This is a genomic window from Aquabacter sp., from assembly GCF_965279295.1.
Classification (GTDB): Bacteria; Pseudomonadota; Alphaproteobacteria; order Rhizobiales; family Xanthobacteraceae; genus Aquabacter.
Map to the genome: position 1 here is coordinate 32,414 of NZ_CBDIHQ010000018.1, position 16,133 is coordinate 48,546.

The 16,133-nt window shown below is 64.9% G+C and carries 14 protein-coding genes and 1 pseudogene; all 15 read left to right on the forward strand.

Annotated features, from left to right (window positions below; all coding sequences use genetic code 11):
* Window positions 1-5 precede the first annotated feature (5 nt).
* The 15 genes and pseudogenes from ADADO0_RS18005 (at window position 6) to ADADO0_RS18075 (ending at window position 16,128) form a co-directional block, all read left to right on the forward strand.
* On the forward strand, window positions 6-1,214 hold the full coding sequence (locus ADADO0_RS18005; RefSeq protein WP_511306586.1) for an NADH-quinone oxidoreductase subunit D: 1,209 nt from the start codon (window positions 6-8) through the stop codon (window positions 1,212-1,214).
* On the forward strand, window positions 1,211-1,609 hold the full coding sequence (locus ADADO0_RS18010) for a hypothetical protein (protein ID WP_511306587.1): 399 nt from the start codon (window positions 1,211-1,213) through the stop codon (window positions 1,607-1,609). Before ADADO0_RS18005 ends, ADADO0_RS18010 begins: the two co-directional genes overlap by 4 nt.
* A complete protein-coding gene (nuoE, locus tag ADADO0_RS18015) occupies window positions 1,609-2,469 on the forward strand; it encodes an NADH-quinone oxidoreductase subunit NuoE (RefSeq protein WP_511306588.1) in 861 nt (286 codons plus the stop codon). The genes ADADO0_RS18010 and nuoE overlap by 1 nt, the downstream gene beginning before the upstream one ends.
* Before the next feature lie 2 nt (window positions 2,470-2,471).
* Window positions 2,472-3,780, forward strand: a pseudogene (gene nuoF, locus ADADO0_RS18020) (NADH-quinone oxidoreductase subunit NuoF).
* A 6-nt stretch (window positions 3,781-3,786) separates the two neighbouring features.
* Window positions 3,787-3,996, forward strand: a complete 210-nt coding sequence (locus tag ADADO0_RS18025) for a hypothetical protein (RefSeq protein ID WP_511306589.1) — start codon at window positions 3,787-3,789, stop codon at window positions 3,994-3,996.
* A gap of 11 nt (window positions 3,997-4,007) precedes the next feature.
* Window positions 4,008-6,095: an NADH-quinone oxidoreductase subunit NuoG gene (gene nuoG, locus ADADO0_RS18030; RefSeq protein ID WP_511306590.1), complete on the forward strand. Its 2,088-nt coding sequence runs from the start codon at window positions 4,008-4,010 to the stop codon at window positions 6,093-6,095.
* Window positions 6,096-6,110: 15 nt separating this feature from the next.
* Window positions 6,111-7,130, forward strand: coding sequence for an NADH-quinone oxidoreductase subunit NuoH (gene nuoH, locus ADADO0_RS18035; RefSeq protein ID WP_511306591.1), 1,020 nt, complete (start codon window positions 6,111-6,113; stop codon window positions 7,128-7,130).
* A gap of 43 nt (window positions 7,131-7,173) precedes the next feature.
* Window positions 7,174-7,662, forward strand: coding sequence for an NADH-quinone oxidoreductase subunit NuoI (nuoI, locus tag ADADO0_RS18040; RefSeq protein ID WP_348931854.1), 489 nt, complete (start codon window positions 7,174-7,176; stop codon window positions 7,660-7,662).
* A gap of 195 nt (window positions 7,663-7,857) precedes the next feature.
* On the forward strand, window positions 7,858-8,469 hold the full coding sequence (locus ADADO0_RS18045; protein WP_511306592.1) for an NADH-quinone oxidoreductase subunit J: 612 nt from the start codon (window positions 7,858-7,860) through the stop codon (window positions 8,467-8,469).
* Between the two features lie 10 nt (window positions 8,470-8,479).
* Window positions 8,480-8,788 (forward strand): NADH-quinone oxidoreductase subunit NuoK, encoded by a 309-nt coding sequence (gene nuoK / locus ADADO0_RS18050; RefSeq protein ID WP_511306593.1) that lies wholly within the window; start codon window positions 8,480-8,482, stop codon window positions 8,786-8,788.
* A gap of 4 nt (window positions 8,789-8,792) precedes the next feature.
* On the forward strand, window positions 8,793-10,718 hold the full coding sequence (nuoL, locus tag ADADO0_RS18055; protein WP_511306594.1) for an NADH-quinone oxidoreductase subunit L: 1,926 nt from the start codon (window positions 8,793-8,795) through the stop codon (window positions 10,716-10,718).
* 2 nt (window positions 10,719-10,720) lie between these two features.
* Window positions 10,721-12,235, forward strand: coding sequence for an NADH-quinone oxidoreductase subunit M (locus tag ADADO0_RS18060; protein ID WP_511306595.1), 1,515 nt, complete (start codon window positions 10,721-10,723; stop codon window positions 12,233-12,235).
* A 14-nt stretch (window positions 12,236-12,249) separates the two neighbouring features.
* Window positions 12,250-13,680 carry an NADH-quinone oxidoreductase subunit NuoN gene (gene nuoN / locus ADADO0_RS18065; protein ID WP_511306596.1) on the forward strand — a complete coding sequence of 477 codons (1,431 nt, stop codon included), beginning with the start codon at window positions 12,250-12,252 and terminating at the stop codon, window positions 13,678-13,680.
* 4 nt (window positions 13,681-13,684) lie between these two features.
* Window positions 13,685-14,452: a biotin--[acetyl-CoA-carboxylase] ligase gene (locus ADADO0_RS18070; RefSeq protein WP_511306597.1), complete on the forward strand. Its 768-nt coding sequence runs from the start codon at window positions 13,685-13,687 to the stop codon at window positions 14,450-14,452.
* A gap of 8 nt (window positions 14,453-14,460) precedes the next feature.
* Window positions 14,461-16,128 (forward strand): ribonuclease J, encoded by a 1,668-nt coding sequence (locus tag ADADO0_RS18075; RefSeq protein WP_511306598.1) that lies wholly within the window; start codon window positions 14,461-14,463, stop codon window positions 16,126-16,128.
* Window positions 16,129-16,133 lie beyond the last annotated feature (5 nt).

Here is a 16,133-nt window from a genome sequence, read left to right on the forward strand (position 1 = left end):
GCACCATGGCCCATACCCTCGATTCGCCCCGTGTCGAAAACCCGGTTCGCAACTTCCAGATCAACTTCGGGCCGCAGCATCCCGCGGCTCACGGCGTGCTGCGCCTGGTGCTGGAGCTGAACGGCGAACTGGTGGAGCGGGTCGATCCGCATATCGGCCTGCTGCATCGCGGCACCGAGAAGCTGATCGAGACCAAGAACTATCTCCAGGCTCTGCCTTATTTCGACCGGCTCGATTATTGCGCGCCGATGAACCAGGAGCACGCCTACTGCCTCGCGGTGGAAAAGCTGCTGGAGCTTGAAGTGCCGATGCGCGGGCAGCTCATTCGTGTGCTGTATTCCGAGATCGGGCGGCTTCTCTCGCACATCCTCAACGTCACCACGTTCGCCATGGACGTGGGCGCGCTCACCCCGCCGCTGTGGGGCTTCGAGCAGCGCGAAAAGCTCATGATGTTCTATGAGCGGGCCTCGGGCAGCCGCATGCATTCGGCCTATTTCCGGCCCGGCGGCGTGCACCAGGACCTGCCCACCAAGCTGGTGGAAGACATCGGCGAGTTCTGCGGTCCTTGCCTCGCCCTGCTGGACGACCTCGACCGCCTGGTCACCGGAAACCGCATCTTCAAGCAGCGCACCGTCGATATCGGCGTCGTGACCCTTGAGGACGCCCTGGCGTGGGGCTTCTCCGGCGTGATGGTGCGCGGCTCGGGCGCGGCGTGGGATCTGCGCCGTTCGCAGCCCTACGAGTGCTATTCCGAACTCGATTTCGACATCCCGATCGGCCTGCACGGCGACTGCTACGACCGCTACGTGGTGCGCATGGAAGAGATGCGCCAGTCGATCAAGATCATGAAGCAGTGCGTCGCGCGCCTGCTGAAGGAGCCGGGTCCGGTCCACACCGTCGACCGGAAGATCGCGCCGCCGAAGCGCAGCGAGATGAAACGGTCGATGGAAGCCCTCATTCACCATTTCAAGCTATATACGGAAGGCTTCCATGTGCCGGAAGGCGAAGTTTATGCCGCGGTGGAAGCGCCGAAGGGTGAGTTCGGCGTCTATCTCGTGGCGGACGGGTCCAACAAACCCTACCGCTGCAAGATTCGCGCTCCGGGTTTTGCCCATCTGCAGGCTATGGACTTCCTTTGTCGCGGGCACATGCTCGCCGACGTTTCGGCGGTGCTTGGCTCCCTCGACATCGTGTTCGGGGAGGTAGACCGTTGAAAACCCTTAATAATACCCTTGCCGCGCTGGTCTGTGCCGCATCCCTCATGTCCGCGCCGGCGTTCGCCGCCGATCCGGTGCAGATCGCGCCGCGCGCCGTGGTGGTGAAGACCCCCATCGAAGTTGTGGTGCCCGTCGCCGTCTACGCCGAACCGCCTCGCGCGGTCGTGGTGGAGCGAATCACCATGTACAGCCTGCTTCAGGGCGGCTGGACACCGGTCAGTGCCGCCATCATCCCCGACACGGGGATTCCCGGCACGAATGGCGCCTTCGCCCATGTGAGCCACGCCAGCGCCATGCGTCTCTACAAGAACGGCGTCTATGCCGACTGCGGCATCGCCCAGGTCGGTGGAATCTACAACGACTGTCGTATCGTCACTACGGGAACACGTTGATGTCCGTTCGCCGCCTCGCAGCCGTACAGCCCGAAAGCTTCGCCTTCACGGCGGAGAATTCGGCCTGGGCCGACCGCCAGATTTCCAAGTACCCAGAAGGCCGGCAGGCGAGTGCGGTGATTCCGCTGTTGTGGAAGGCTCAGGAGCAGGCCGGCGGCTGGCTGCCTGAACCCGCCATCCGCGCGGTGGCGAAGCGGCTGGACATGGCGAACATCCGCGTGATGGAGATCGCCACTTTCTACACCATGTTCAACCTTGAACCGGTGGGCCGGCATTTCGTGCAGTTGTGCGGCACCACGCCGTGCATGCTGCGCGGGTCGGAAGAATTGAAGGACGTGTGCCGCCGCAAGATCGGGCCGGAGCGGCACGTTTCCCCCGAGGGCGCGTCCTGGCTTGAGGTGGAATGCCTCGGCGCCTGCGCCAACGCGCCCATGGTTCAGATCAACTTCGATTATTACGAGGATCTGAGCCCCGAAGTGTTCGGCAACATCCTCGACGATCTCGCGGCTGGGCGCCCGGTGAAGACCGGCTCGCAGAACGGCCGCCAGATGTCCGCGCCGCTCGGCGGTCCGACCACTTTGACCGATCCCGCGCTGTACGCCCCGCGCGTGGCCGACAATTCGGACACGGCGGAAGTGCCCGATCTTCAGGAGGCCGGTCGCCCCTCTACGGCGACCGAAACGCCCGGCGACCCGCTGGGCGCCGCTTCCGCTAAGGAAGAGAAGGCGATCAACGGCCAGGACAAGCGGGACAAGCGCGAAGAGGTGGCTTCCGCCGCCCAGGAGAACAGCCCCTCCGTGACGGGCTCAAAGCGCGAGGCGCCGAAGACCGGCACCGGCGTGCGCGATCCGGAGGAGTGAGCATGCTCCAGGACAAGGACCGCATTTTCACCAATCTCTACGGCATCCACGATTGGGGCCTGAAGGGCGCCATGGCGCGCGGCGGCTGGGATGGCACCAAGGGCCTCCTGGAAAAGGGGCGCGACTGGATCATCAACGAGATGAAGGTCTCCGGGCTGCGCGGGCGCGGCGGGGCCGGCTTCTCGACCGGCCTGAAGTGGTCCTTCATGCCCAAGGTGTCGGACGGCCGTCCGCACTATCTCGTGGTGAATGCCGACGAATCCGAGCCCGGAACCTGCAAGGACCGGGAAATCATGCGCAACGATCCGCATCTGCTGATCGAAGGCTGCCTGATCGCCTCGTTCGCCATGGGCGCCCACGCGGCCTACATCTATGTGCGCGGCGAATATGTCCGCGAGCGCGAGCAGCTGGAAGCCGCCGTCGAGCAGGGCCTATGAGGCCAAGCTGATCGGCAAGGACAATATCCACGGCTATCCCTTTGATCTTTATGTGCATCACGGGGCCGGGGCGTACATTTGCGGCGAAGAGACCGCGCTGCTGGAGAGCCTTGAAGGCAAGAAGGGCATGCCGCGGCTGAAGCCGCCGTTCCCGGCCAACATGGGCCTCTACGGCTGCCCCACCACGGTCAACAACGTGGAATCCATCGCGGTTGCGCCGGATATCCTGCGGCGCGGTGCGGCCTGGTTCGCCGGCATCGGCCGCGCGAACAATGTGGGCACCAAGCTGTTCGGCATTTCCGGCCATGTGAACACGCCCTGCGTCGTCGAAGACGCCATGGGCACCACGTTCAAGGAACTGGTGGAGCGGCACGGCGGCGGCATTCGCGGCGGCTGGGACAATCTGCTGGCGATCATCCCCGGCGGGGCCTCCTGCCCGGTGATCCCGGCCGACCAGTGCGCCGACCTCATCATGGATTTCGACGGCACCCGCGCGGTGAAGTCGAGCCTAGGCACCGCCGGCATTCTGGTGATGGACAAGTCCACGGACATCGTGCGCGCCATCACCCGCATCTCGGCCTTCTTCAAGCATGAGAGCTGCGGCCAATGCACGCCCTGCCGCGAGGGCACCGGCTGGATGTGGCGCGTGCTGAACCGCATGTCGGAGGGCCGCGCGCAGAAGCGCGAGATCGACCTGCTGCTGGAAGTCACCACCCAGATCGAAGGCCACACCATCTGCGCGCTTGGCGACGCGGCGGCATGGCCGGTGCAGGGCTTGATCCGGCATTTCCGCCACGAGATCGAGAAGCGTATCGACGATTATGCGGCCAACCCCCATTCCGACCCGGTCGCCATGCCGGTCGCGGCGGAGTGAACGGGGATGACCGGAGAGACCGAAAACCTCATCCTCGTCTATATGCAGCGCTTCGACGAGAAGCTGGATCGCGTGATGGATGACGTTCGGGATCTGAAAATTCGTGTCACCGCAATAGAAGAAAACCTTGCGGGCGTTCACCGCCGCTTAGACCGTGTTGAGGCTCGCCTTGATCGCATCGAGCGGCGTCTTGATCTCGTCGAACTGCCGCATTGAGGATCTGATTGATGGCCAAGATCATCGTTGACGGCACCGAGGTCGACGTTCCTCCCGAGTACACGCTGCTCCAGGCGTGCGAGGCGGCGGGCGTGGAAATTCCGCGCTTCTGTTTCCATGAGCGCCTGTCGATCGCCGGCAATTGCCGCATGTGCCTGGTGGAAGTGAAGGGCGGCCCGCCCAAGCCCACGGCATCGTGCGCCATGGCGGTGAAGGACCTGCGCCCCGGCCCCAACGGCGAGCCGCCCGTGATGCTCACCAAGAGCCCCATGGTGAAGAAGGCGCGCGAAGGGGTGATGGAGTTCCTCCTCATCAACCACCCGCTCGACTGCCCGATCTGCGACCAGGGCGGCGAATGCGACCTCCAGGACCAGGCCATGGCCTATGGGGTCGACACCTCCCGCTTCGCCGAGAACAAGCGCGCGGTCGAGGACAAATATATCGGCCCGCTGGTGCGGACCTCCATGAACCGGTGCATCCACTGCACCCGTTGCGTGCGCTTCTCCACCGAGGTGGCGGGCGTGCCGGATCTCGGCGCCATCGGGCGCGGCGAGGACATGGAGATCACCACCTATCTCGAGCACGCCATGCGCTCCGAGATGCAGGGCAATGTGGCGGACCTCTGCCCGGTCGGCGCCCTGACCCACAAGCCCATGCAGTTCCATGCCCGGCCGTGGGAAATGGTGAAGACCGAATCCATCGACGTGATGGACGCCGCCGGCTCGAACATCCGCATCGACACCCGCGGCCGCGAAGTGATGCGCATTCTCCCGCGCACCAACGAGGGCGTGAACGAGGAGTGGATTTCCGACAAGACCCGCTATGTCTGGGACGGCCTGAAGACGCAGCGCCTTGACCAGCCCTATGTCCGCAAGAACGGCCGCCTGGCGCCCGCCACCTGGATCGAGGCGTTCGACGCCATCGCCGCCAAGGTGAAGGGCACCGCGCCGGCACGGATCGGCGCATTGGTCGGCGATCTCGCCAGCGTCGAGGAAGCCTTCGCGCTGAAGTCGCTGCTTTCCAAGCTCGGCTCCGGCAACATCGACTGCCGCCAGGACGGCGCCGCGCTCGACCCGGCGCTGGGGCGCGCCTCCTACATCTTCAATCCCGGCATCGCCGGCATTGAGGAGGCGGACGCGATCCTGCTGGTGGGCACCGACCCGCGTCATGAGGCGTCGATCGTCAATGCGCGCATCCGCAAGGCGTGGCGCATGTCGGCGGGCGCACTGAGGATCGGCCTGATCGGCGCGCCGGTGGACCTGACCTATCCTTACGACTATCTCGGCGCCGGACCCGATACGCTGGCTGACCTCACCGGCTCGGGCACCTTTGCGGACGTGCTCAAAGCCGCCAAGACCCCGTTGGTGATCGTCGGCCAGGCCGCCATCTCCCGTCCGGACGGCGCGGCGGTTCTCTCGCTGGCGGCGCGGCTCGCGGTGTCGGTGGGCGCCGTCAAGGACGGCTGGAACGGGTTCGCGGTGCTGCATACCGCGGCGGCGCGGGTCGGCGCGCTTGATGTCGGCTGCGTGCCGGCCGCTGGCGGGCTTGATGCCGCCGCCATGACCGCGCCCGGGGCGCTCGACGTGGTGTTCCTGCTCGGCGCCGACGAGATCGAAGTCGGGGCAGGGGCCTTCACGGTCTATATCGGCACCCATGGCGACCGCGGCGCGCACCGCGCCGACGTGATCCTGCCGGGCGCCGCCTATTCCGAGAAGTCGGGCCTGTATGTGAACACCGAAGGGCGGGTGCAGTTCGCCGGCCGGGCCTCGTTCCCACCGGGCGATGCCCGCGAGGATTGGGCGGTGCTGCGCGCGCTCTCCGAAGTGCTCGGGCAGAAGCTTCCCTACGACACGCTGTTCGCGCTGCGCGCCGCCTTGGTGGCCGCGCATCCGCACCTGGGGACCACCGACATGCTGGAGGCGGCGGACCCGGCCGGCGTCACCGCGCTGTCGCAGGTCGGCGGGACCACCGACAAGGCCGGCTTCGGCCTGGCGATCCATGATTTCTACCTCACCAATCCCATCGCCCGCGCCTCGGCCATCATGGCCGAGTGTTCGGCGCTGCGGTTGGGCGGGGTCACCGCCGTCGCGGCGGAATAGGGGCAGGGCGGACAGATGACCTGGCAGGATACTTTTCTGAAGGTGGCGATCATCGTCGGGCAGAGCCTGGCGCTGCTCGTCGCGCTGCTGATCTTCATTGCCTTCATCCTGCTGGCCGACCGCAAGATCTGGGCGGCGGTGCAGATGCGGCGCGGCCCCAACGTGGTCGGCCCGTTCGGCCTGCTGCAATCCTTCGCCGATCTGCTGAAGTTCGTGCTGAAGGAGCCGATCATTCCCTCGGGCTCGAGCAAGGGCCTGTTCCTGCTGGCGCCGCTGGTCTCCTGCGTGCTCGCCATGGCCGCCTGGGTGGCGCTGCCGATCGCGGACGGGTGGGTGATCGCCGATCTCAACGTCGGCATCCTCTACATCTTCGCGATTTCCTCGCTCGGCGTGTACGGCGTGATCATGGCCGGCTGGGCGTCGAACTCGAAATATCCGTTCCTCGCGGCGCTGCGCTCGGCGGCGCAGATGGTGTCCTACGAAGTCTCCATCGGCTTCGTCATCATCACGGTGCTGATGTGCGCGGGCTCACAAAACCTCTCCAAGATCGTCGAGGCGCAGGACGGCCCCCTGGGCCTGCTGAACTGGTATTTCCTGCCGCTGCTGCCGATGTTCGTGATCTTCTTCATCTCGGCGCTGGCCGAGACCAACCGCCCGCCGTTCGATCTGGTGGAAGCGGAATCCGAACTGGTTGCGGGCTTCATGGTGGAATATTCCTCCACGCCCTACCTGCTGTTCATGCTCGGCGAATACGTGGCGATCATGACCATGTGCGCCTTGGGCACGATCCTGTTCCTGGGCGGCTGGCTCTCGCCGCTGCCGTTCGCGCCCTTCACTTGGGTGCCGGGGATCATCTGGTTCGTGCTGAAGCTCTGCTTCATGTTCTTCATGTTCGCCATGGCGAAGGCCATCGTGCCCCGCTATCGCTACGACCAGCTTATGCGGCTCGGCTGGAAGGTGTTCCTGCCGATCTCGCTGGTGGCCGTCGTGGTGGTGGCGAGCGTCCTCCACTTCACGGGGATGGCCGCGCGATGATCAACCTCTTCCTCTGCCGACCGCGAACCACGGGAGCTATGTCATGAAGCTCGACCAGGCTGCGCGCGCCATCTTCCTGACGGAACTGGTGTCCGGCTTCTTCCTCGCCATGCGCTACTTCTTCGCGCCCAAGGCGACCATCAACTACCCGTTCGAAAAGAACCCGATCTCGCCGCGGTTCCGTGGCGAGCATGCGCTGCGCCGCTATCCCAACGGCGAAGAACGCTGCATCGCGTGCAAGCTGTGCGAGGCGATCTGCCCGGCCCAGGCCATCACCATCGAGGCCGGGCCGCGCCGCAATGACGGCACGCGCCGCACCACCCGCTACGACATCGACATGGTGAAGTGCATCTATTGCGGCTTCTGTCAGGAAGCCTGCCCGGTGGATGCCATCGTCGAGGGGCCGAACTTCGAGTTCGCCACCGAGACGCGCGAAGAACTCTATTACGACAAGGAACGGCTGCTGGCGAACGGCGACCGCTGGGAGCGCGAAATCGCGCAGGCGATCGCGCTGGACGCGCCGTATCGGTGAGATCACGGCCGCCCGTCGGGCGGTCGAAAAGGGGTGGGCGGCTTCCGTGTCCTGCGGTTGCCTCAGACGAGTGGATGTAGTCATGGGTACGGGCTATCGACGGGCCGGCCGCCGCATGCGGCGTGCCGATGCCGCGAAGGGAACCGAGGCGGGCGGGATGATGTCCTGGTCGCCGCGCAATGGGGGGCTCGGCGCATGAGTGTCGCGGCAGCGTTTTTCTATCTCTTCGCCTTGGTGCTGGTGGCGTCCGCCTTCATGGTGATCGCCTCGCGCAATCCCATCCATTCGGTCCTGTTCCTGATCCTGTGCTTCGTCAACGCGGCCGGGCTGTTCATCCTCATCGGCGCCGAATTCCTCGCGCTGATCCTGGTGGTGGTCTATGTCGGCGCCGTGGCGGTGCTGTTCCTGTTCGTGGTGATGATGCTCGACGTGGACTTCGTCGAGCTGCGACAGGGCTTCCTGCAATACCTGCCGATAGGCGTGGTGATCGGCATCATCTTCCTGGCGCAACTGGTCCTGGTCGCGGTCACCTGGACCACCGGCCCGATGGTCGCGGCCCCGCCGGTGGCGCAAGCGGGCGCCGTGGTGCTGACCAACACGCAGATGCTCGGCCGCGTGCTCTACACCGAATACGTCTACTTCTTCGAGATCGCCGGCATGGTGCTGCTGGTGGCCATGATCGGCGCCATCGTGCTGACGCTGCGCCACAAGCCGAACGTGAAGCGCCAGGACATTTCCGCCCAGGTGGCCAGGACGCCCGAGACCGCTATGGAAGTGGTCAAGGTTCGCCCCGGCCAGGGCCTCTGAGGAGAGAAAGATGGAAATCAGCCTCTCCCACTACCTTGTCGTCGCCGCCATCCTGTTCACGTTCGGGACCCTGGGCATTTTCCTGAACCGGAAGAACGTCATCATCATCCTGATGTCGGTCGAGCTGATCCTGCTCGCGGTGAACATCAATCTGGTTGCCTTCTCCGTCTTCAACGGAACCATTGTCGGGCAGGTGTTCGCGCTTCTGGTGCTGACGGTTGCCGCCGCCGAAGCGGCCATCGGTCTCGCCATCCTCGTGGTGTTCTACCGCAATCGCGGGTCGATCGCCGTCGAGGACATCAATGCCATGAAGGGTTGAGGCCATGTATCAGGCGATCGTCTTCTTCCCCCTGATCGGCTTCTTCATTGCCGGCATCTTCGGCCGCATGATGGGCGCACGCGCGTCCGAGGCCGTGACCACCACCCTCCTGTTCCTTGCGTGTCTGCTCGCCTGGATCGCGTTCTTCCGCGTCGGCTTCGGCGGGCACGACACCCGCGTGCAGGTGATGCAGTGGATCTATGTGGGCGACCTCAAGATCGACTGGGCGTTCCGCATCGACACGCTCACCGCGATCATGCTGATCGTGGTCACAACGGTGTCCTCGCTGGTTCACCTGTATTCCATCGGCTACATGGCGGACGATCCGTTCCGCCCGCGCTTCTTCGCCTACCTCTCGCTGTTCACCTTCGCCATGCTCATGCTGGTGACGTCGGACAACCTGCTTCAGATGTTCTTCGGCTGGGAGGGCGTGGGTCTCGCGAGCTATCTGCTGATCGGCTTCTATTTCCAGAAGCCCTCGGCGAACGCGGCAGCGATGAAAGCCTTCGTGGTCAACCGCGTCGGCGATTTTGGCTTCATCCTCGGCATCTTCGCGATCTTCGTGATGACCGGAGCGGTGAATTTCGAGACCATATTCGCCCAGGCCCCCGGCCTCGTCGGCAAGACCATCTATTTCCTCGGCCACCATTGGGATGCACCCACGGTGATCGCGCTGCTGCTGTTCGTGGGCGCCATGGGCAAGTCGGCGCAATTCCTGCTCCACACCTGGTTGCCGGACGCGATGGAAGGCCCGACCCCGGTTTCGGCCCTCATCCACGCGGCGACCATGGTGACGGCCGGCGTGTTCATGGTGGCGCGCATGTCGCCCATCTTCGAGCTGTCGCCGACCGCGCTTGATTTCGTCATGCTGATCGGCGCGACCACCTCGCTGTTCGCGGCGACCATCGCTTTGGTTCAGAACGACATCAAGAAGGTGATCGCCTATTCCACCTGTTCCCAGCTCGGCTACATGTTCGTCTCCATGGGGGCAGGGGCCTATTCCATCGGCATGTTCCATCTGCTGACGCACGCCTGCTTCAAGGCGCTGCTGTTCCTCTGCGCCGGCTCGGTCATCAACGCGATGCACCATGAGCAGGACATGCGTAACATGGGGGGGCTCTATAAGAAGATCCCCTTCACCTACACGATGATGCTGATCGGCACCTTGGCCATCACCGGCTTTCCGTTCCTCGCCGGCTATTACTCCAAGGACGCCATCATCGAGTCCGCCTGGGCCAGCACGAACCACTTCGCGCTCTACGGCTGGGTGATGACGGTGGCAGCGGCGGCGCTGACCTCGTTCTATTCCTGGCGCCTGATCTTCCTGACCTTCCACGGCCATCCCCACGACCATCACCATTACGAGGCGGCGCATGAATCCCCGCTGGTGATGACCATTCCGCTGGGCATCCTGGCGTTCGGCTCGGTGGTCGCGGGCTTCGCGCTCTACAACGAGTTCGTCGGCCACAACGTGGAGCACTTCTTCCGCCACTCCATCTTCATGGGGACGGAAAACCACGTTCTGCACGAGATGCACGAGATCCCAGGCTGGGCGAAGTATCTGCCCACGCTCATGATGGCGCTCGGTTTCGTGGTGGCCTACTGGTTCTACGTCATCGACCGCACGGTGCCGGCGCGGCTCGCCAAGAGCCAGGACGCGCTCTACCAGTTCCTGCTCAACAAGTGGTACTTCGACGAAATCTACGCCTTCCTGTTCATCCGCCCGGCCCTTTGGGTCGGCCGGACGCTCTGGAAGGTGGGTGACGGTCGCATCATCGACGGCCTGGGCCCCAATGGTGTGTCCGCCCGCGTGCTCGACATCACCGGCCGCGTGGTCCGGCTTCAGAGCGGCTACCTCTACCACTATGCCTTCGTGATGCTGATCGGCGTTGCCGCTTTCATCACCTGGTTCATGTTTGCCGGAGTGTGACGATGACCACCTGGCCCATCCTCTCCGTCATTACCTTCCTGCCGATCGTCGGCGCGCTGTTCATCCTGGTGGTGCGCGGCGATGAAGAGGTGATTGCCCGCAACGCCCGCTGGGTGGCGCTGTGGACCACGCTCGTCACCTTCGTGGTGTCGCTGCTGCTGCTGCCGGGCTTCGACCGCACGGCGCCGGGCTTCCAGTTCGTGGAAAAGCACCCCTGGCTCGGCGACATTGCCGCGTACCACATGGGCATCGACGGCATCTCGCTGCCGCTCGTGCTGCTGACCACCTTCCTCATGCCGTTCTGCATCCTCGCCTCCTGGGTGAGCGTGCATAAGCGGGTGAAGGAATACATGATCGCCTTCCTGGTGCTTGAGACCTTGATGCTCGGCACCTTCTGCTCGCTCGATCTCGTCCTCTTCTACTTCTTCTTCGAGGGCGGCCTGATCCCGATGTTCCTGATCATCGGCATCTGGGGCGGCCCGCGCCGCATCTATGCCAGCTTTAAGTTCTTCCTCTACACGCTGGCCGGCTCGGTGCTGATGATGCTCGCCATCATGGCGATGTATTGGCAGGCCGGAACCACCGACGTTCCGACTCTGCTGACGCACAACTTCCCCGGTGGCATGCAGACTTGGCTCTGGCTGGCCTTCTTCGCCTCATTCGCGGTGAAGATGCCGATGTGGCCGGTGCATACCTGGCTGCCGGACGCCCACGTCGAAGCCCCGACCGCAGGCTCGGTGATCCTGGCGGGCGTGCTGCTGAAGATGGGCGGCTACGGCTTCATCCGTTACTCCCTGCCGATGTTCCCGGACGCCTCGCACCTGTTCGCGCCCATGGTCTACACGCTCTCCGTGATCGCCATCATCTACACCTCGCTGGTGGCGCTGGTGCAGGAGGACATCAAGAAGCTGATCGCCTATTCCTCCGTCGCCCACATGGGCTTCGTGACCATGGGCATCTTCGCGATGAACGAGGCGGGCCTGCAGGGCGCGATGTTCCTCATGATCTCCCACGGCTTCGTCTCGGGCGCGCTGTTCCTTTGCGTCGGCGTGATCTACGACCGCATGCACACCCGCGAGATCAAGGCCTATGGCGGCCTCGTGAACCGCATGCCGCTCTATGCGATCTGCCTCATGGTGTTCACCATGGCCAATGTCGGCCTGCCCGGCACCTCCGGCTTCGTGGGTGAATTCCTGACCATGCTGGCGGTGTTCGAGCGCAACACCTGGATCGCCTTCTTCGCCGCCACCGGCGTGATCCTATCGGCGGCCTATGCCCTGTGGCTGTACTGGCGGGTGGTGTTCGGCACCATCGACAAGGACAATCTGAAGGGCATTCTCGACCTCAGCCCGCGCGAGATCGTAATCATGATGCCGCTGCTGGTTCTGACCGTGCTGTTCGGCGTGTGGCCGGCGCCGATCCTCAACATGACCTCGACCGCGGTGAACGCCGTGGTCGCCCGTACCGATTCCGCAGCCGAGGTGGTGAAGACCGCCGCGCTGCTGTTCAGCTTCTGATCCGAGGTCGCCCGATGCCCCCCCTCCTGCCTCCGCTCGGCGCCGTCCTTCCCGAGGTGGTCCTCGCGCTCGCTGCCATCGTGCTGCTTCTGCTCGGGGCCATCAGGGGTGAACGCGCGACGAACCTCGTGACCGGGCTGGCCATCGCGGTGCTGGCGGCGGCGCTGGTCCTGGTGCTGCTGAAGCCGGCGACCACGCTCACGGCCTTCGGTGGGTCGCTGGTGATCGATCCGTTCTCCCGCTTTATGAAGGCGCTGGCGCTGCTGGGCGGCACGGTCTCGCTCATCATGTCGGTGGATTGGCTGAACCGCGAACAGCAGAACAAGTTCGAGTATCCGGTGCTGATCATCATCGCCACGCTCGGCATGATGATCCTGGTGTCGGCCGGCGACCTGATCGCGCTCTATCTCGGCCTCGAACTGATGAGCCTCTCGCTTTATGTGGTGGCGGCGATCAACCGGGATTCGGTGCGCTCCACCGAGGCGGGCCTGAAGTATTTCGTGCTCGGCGCGCTCTCCTCCGGCATGTTGCTCTATGGCGCCTCGCTGCTCTACGGCTTCACCGGCACGGTGAATTTCCTCGGCATCGCCAAGGTCGCGACCTCGCCCTCGCTGGGCCTGATCTTCGGCATCGTGTTCCTGATGGCCGGCCTGTGCTTCAAGGTTTCGGCGGTGCCGTTCCATATGTGGACGCCCGACGTCTATGAAGGCGCGCCGACCCCGGTCACCGCCTTCTTCGCCACCGCGCCCAAGGTCGCGGCCATGGCGGTTTTCCTGCGCGTCGCCATCGAGGCGCTGCCGCATGTGACGCACCAGTGGCAGCAGATCATCGCCTTCGTCTCCATCGCCTCCATGGTGCTGGGCGCGTTCGCCGCCATCGGCCAACGCAACATCAAGCGGCTGCTGGCCTATTCCTCCATCGGCCACATGGGCTTCGCTTTGGTGGGCTTGGCGGCGGCAACGCCGCAGGGCGTGCGCGGCGTCATGGTCTATATGACCATCTATGTCGCCATGACGCTCGGCTCGTTCGCCTGCGTCCTCGCCATGCGCCGCAACGGCCGGGCTGTGGAGAACGTGGATGAATTGGCAGGTCTCGCCCGCACCCGGCCCTTGATGGCGCTGATGCTGGCCGGCCTCATGTTCTCGCTCGCGGGCATTCCCCCGCTTGCCGGCTTCCTCGCAAAATACTACGTGTTCCTAGCCGCCATTCAGTCGGGCCTTTACGGGCTCGCGGTGATCGGCGTGCTCGCTTCGGTGGTCGGGGCGTTCTATTATCTGCGCATCGTGAAGATCATGTATTTCGACGAACCGGCGGAAGCCTTCGACCCCATGCCCGGTGAACTCAAGGCAGTGCTCGGCGTGTCCGGCCTGTTCACCATCTTCTACTTCGTCTGGCCGTCGCCGCTGATCGACGCGGCCGGCGCGGCAGCGCGCGCGCTTTTCTGACCCGATGGCGCAGCAACGGTTTCAAAGCTCCACTGTCCCCATCGTCCGTTTCACGGAAATTGGCTCCACCAATGCCGAAGGGCTCGCGCGGCTGTCGCGCGGTGAAGCCATGCCGGTCTGGCTGGTCGCGGATATCCAGACTGCAGGGCGCGGCCGGCGCGGCCGGCCCTGGACCAGCGAACTGGGCAATCTGTTCGCCTCCCTGGTGCTGCCCAATCCCGCCCCGGCGGCAAATCTCGCCCAGCTCTGCTTCGTCGCCGGCCTCGCGCTGCGCGATGCCGTAATCGCGGCTGCGCCCTTGCTGTCCACCGAGGCGCTGAAGCTGAAGTGGCCGAACGACCTGATGCTCAACGGCGGCAAGCTCGCCGGCATCCTGGTGGAGGGCGCCGCCGATCCGGCCGGCCGCCCCTGCGCCGTGGTCGGTTTCGGCGTGAATTGCCTGCACCATCCTGAAGACCTGCCGTATCCCGCCACCAGCCTTGAAGCTGCCGGCGCACCCGCCGCGCCCGACCGTGTGCTGGAGGCCCTGGATATTTCCATGGCCGTGCGGCTGAACCAATGGAACGGCAGCAACGGTTTCGCCTCGATCCGCACCGACTGGATGCGCCATGCGCTGGCCATCGGCGACACGGTCAGCGTGAAGGTGGGCGAACGAGAAGTGGTGGGCAGGTTCGAGAGTATCGATGCGCGGGGCGCCATGATGTTGCGGCGCCGTGACGGGATCGCGGAGATTATCACCGCGGGAGATGTCTCCCTCCCCAAGGGAGAGTAGCGTCAGTTATGTCTGAACAAAATGAACTGGTCTTCGCACCCCTCGGTGGGGTGGGCGAGATCGGGATGAATCTCGGCCTCTATGGTTTCGGCCCGCGCAAGGCGCGCCGCTGGCTGGTGATGGACCTCGGCATGAGCTTTGCCGGTGAGGAAGCTCCCGGCGTCGATCTGGTGCTGCCCGACATTCGTTTCCTGGAGGCGGAGAAGGCCAATATCGTCGGCCTCATCCTGACCCACGGCCATGAAGACCATGTCGGCGCGGTGCTCGACCTGTGGCCGAAGCTGAAGTGCCCGGTCTACACCACCCGCTTCACCGCGGGCCTGCTGGAAGCTAAGCGCTGGGCTGAGCCCGGTGCGCCTAATGTACCGATCACTGTGGTGCGCGCAGGTGTGCCGCTCCAGCTCGGCCCGTTCGAGGTCGAGTTTATTCCGGTCGCCCATTCCATCCCGGACAGCCACGCCATCGCCATCCGCACGCCGCTGGGTCTGGTGCTGCATACCGGCGACTGGAAGCTCGACCCCACCCCCATCGCCGGCAACGTCACCGACATCGCGCGCCTCAAAGAGCTGGGCGATGAGGGTGTGCGGGCGATGATCTGCGACAGCACCAATGCCGGCCGCGACGGCGTTTCCCCGTCCGAGGCCGAGGTGGCGGCGACGCTCAAGGAGGTGGTCGCTCGCGCCAAGAATCGCATCTGCTTCACCACCTTCTCCTCCAACGTCGCCCGCATCCGCTCGATCGCCGAGGCGGCAATGGCGAACGATCGCGAAGTGGTGGTGGTGGGTCGCGCCATGGACCGTGTGATCGGGGTTGCCCGCGAGCACGGCTATCTCGACGGTATCCGCCCGTTCCGCAGCGCCGAAGCCTATGGCTACCTGCCGCGCGACAAGGTGGTGGCGCTGCTCACCGGCTCCCAGGGCGAACCGCGCGCGGCGCTGCGGCGCATCGCGGAAGACGACCACCCGGAAATCGCGCTCTCCAAGGGCGACCTCGTGGTGTTCTCCTCGCGCACCATTCCCGGCAATGAGAAGGTGGTGAACACCGTCATCAACGGCCTGGTGAAGCGCGGCGTCGAGGTGATGACCGACCGCGACGGCCTTGTGCACGTCTCCGGCCATCCTCGCCGGGGCGAGATGGAGCAGATGTACCAGTGGGTGCGTCCGCAGGTGGCGGTGCCGGTTCACGGCGAGCCCTACCACCTCGCCGAGCACGCCAAGCTCGCCAAGCGCATGGGCGTGCCCGAGGTCATCACCTGCACCGACGGCAATGTCATCCGCCTTGCCCCTGGGCCTGCCGAGCGGGTCGACAATGTGCCCTTCGGCCGGCTCTACAAGGACGGCCGCCTGCTCATCCCCGAACAGGCGCGCACCATCCCCGAGCGGCGCAAGCTGTCTTATGTGGGCGTGGTCTCCATCGCCCTGGCCCTGGACAGCAAAGGCACTCTGGTCGGCGACCCGAGCGTTGAGGCCACCGGCTTGCCGGAGCGCGGGGAGGGGGGCGTCGATGTGCTCGACCACATCCTCGACACAGTGATGACCACCCTTGAGGGACTGCCGCGCGCCCGCCGCCGCGATCCCGACGCCATCGCCGAATCCCTGGAGCGCGCGGTGCGCGGCACGGTGAACGGGCTCTGGGGCAAAAAGCCCGTTTGCCACGTCCACATTGTCGAGGTCTGATAAGC